Below are 1,289 nucleotides of genomic sequence, written 5' to 3'. Positions count from 1 at the left end.
TTATTCCACAATAAGAGACACACTTGGAAAGAATGCGAATCCTGTATTAGGATTATTTGTATCTTCATAGATGAATATGCAAATAAGATACAGCATTGTTCTTATGAAAGGAGGCAAAGATGAACAAGGAATAGCAAGCGCGGCGGAATCAACCCACGACCTCGACCATATCCTCATATGATTTAGGCATAGTTTATCCGCACATATTCACACCAAAGGTTAATAATGAACATGACTTCGTACGAAGAAATGTTTGATGAGTATGTGAAATCAAGTGCAGCATATTGCGCTTCTCTATTTGAAGCAACAGAATATTTTTTCAAAGCAAATGCTGCACTTGAAGCCACTATCGTCAGTACAAACACAGCGAAAACATCCACCATCCATTCAATACAAGAATATTTCGAGACATGTAAAATATCGCTTATTAAAACAATTGATTTGCTACGGACATTCCAAGAAATACATACGACTATCCCTGGAGAGCAAGTAGAAGTCGATTTCGCACAACAATACTTCTATATAAAGAAAACATTATCTTGCGTCGAGCAGATTATTCAACTCTTTAGCACAGTGCGTGATGACAAGAACCTACAGCAACAGATTTGGGATAACGACGACTTTACAACATACTTCACTACTAGTGCCGATAGCATCTCTCAAGCAATAATTTGGCAATGTAATTTCGCGAAACGAGCAAACCTTGACGAATCTATTTAAACCTTACCGCGGATATCTGCGTTTAGCAGCTAGTGATTTTCTTTCTAACTATGCAACTACACTAGCCTCAACTACTATTCAATTATGGCTATTGAACTCACTTTTTATCGGTTTTCAGCAGTCAAGCCATTATTTATCGCTTTACCTCACCCTCACTGCAATAAGTGAATTAGTAGCAGGCCTTTTCTCAGGAGCACTAGCTGAGCATGTAGGAATTTTCAGGACAACAGTTGCTGCATGCTTAGCAAGAATGATTGCGGGATTATGTATTATCGCAATTGTATCGGTATCCTTCTCAACCCCATCTGCTAACAAGTTGCTCCTATTTTGGTGTGTTTGTATACTTGTAATGGTTACGACAGCATGTGATACTTTCTATTTTCCTGCTATTACTTCCTTTGTTAATCGTGTAACAAAAAATGATGATCTTATTAATGTTCTTTCACTTCTTCGCTTTACAAGCCTCATGGGTACATTAGTAGGACCAGCAGTTGCAGGTTTTGCGAGTAGTAAATATTTATACATTCCAATTCTATTTACAGAAACTATCGCATTAGCAGGAATAATAA

The 1,289-nt window shown here is 37.5% G+C and carries 2 protein-coding genes; both read left to right on the top strand.

Features of this window, described 5'->3' with window-relative positions; translation table 11 throughout:
- Positions 1–231 precede the first annotated feature (231 nt).
- A complete protein-coding gene (locus tag A5295_RS05980; protein WP_226988337.1) occupies positions 232–720 on the top strand; it encodes a hypothetical protein in 489 nt (162 codons plus the stop codon).
- Positions 704–1,289, top strand: a 586-nt coding sequence (locus tag A5295_RS05975) for an MFS transporter (RefSeq protein WP_368664376.1), incomplete at its 3' end; no start/stop codon positions are given. The genes A5295_RS05980 and A5295_RS05975, both read left to right, overlap by 17 nt.

Source organism: Gardnerella sp. 26-12 (assembly GCF_001660745.1).
Taxonomy (GTDB): domain Bacteria; phylum Actinomycetota; class Actinomycetes; order Actinomycetales; family Bifidobacteriaceae; genus Bifidobacterium; species Bifidobacterium swidsinskii.
This window is presented reverse-complemented; position numbering and strand designations above follow the sequence as displayed.

Excerpts from the sequence above, each read along its gene's own strand:
- A5295_RS05980 (WP_226988337.1), top strand. The coding sequence starts at position 232 with ATGACTTCGTACGAAGAAATGTTTGATGAGTATGTGAAATCAAGTGCA.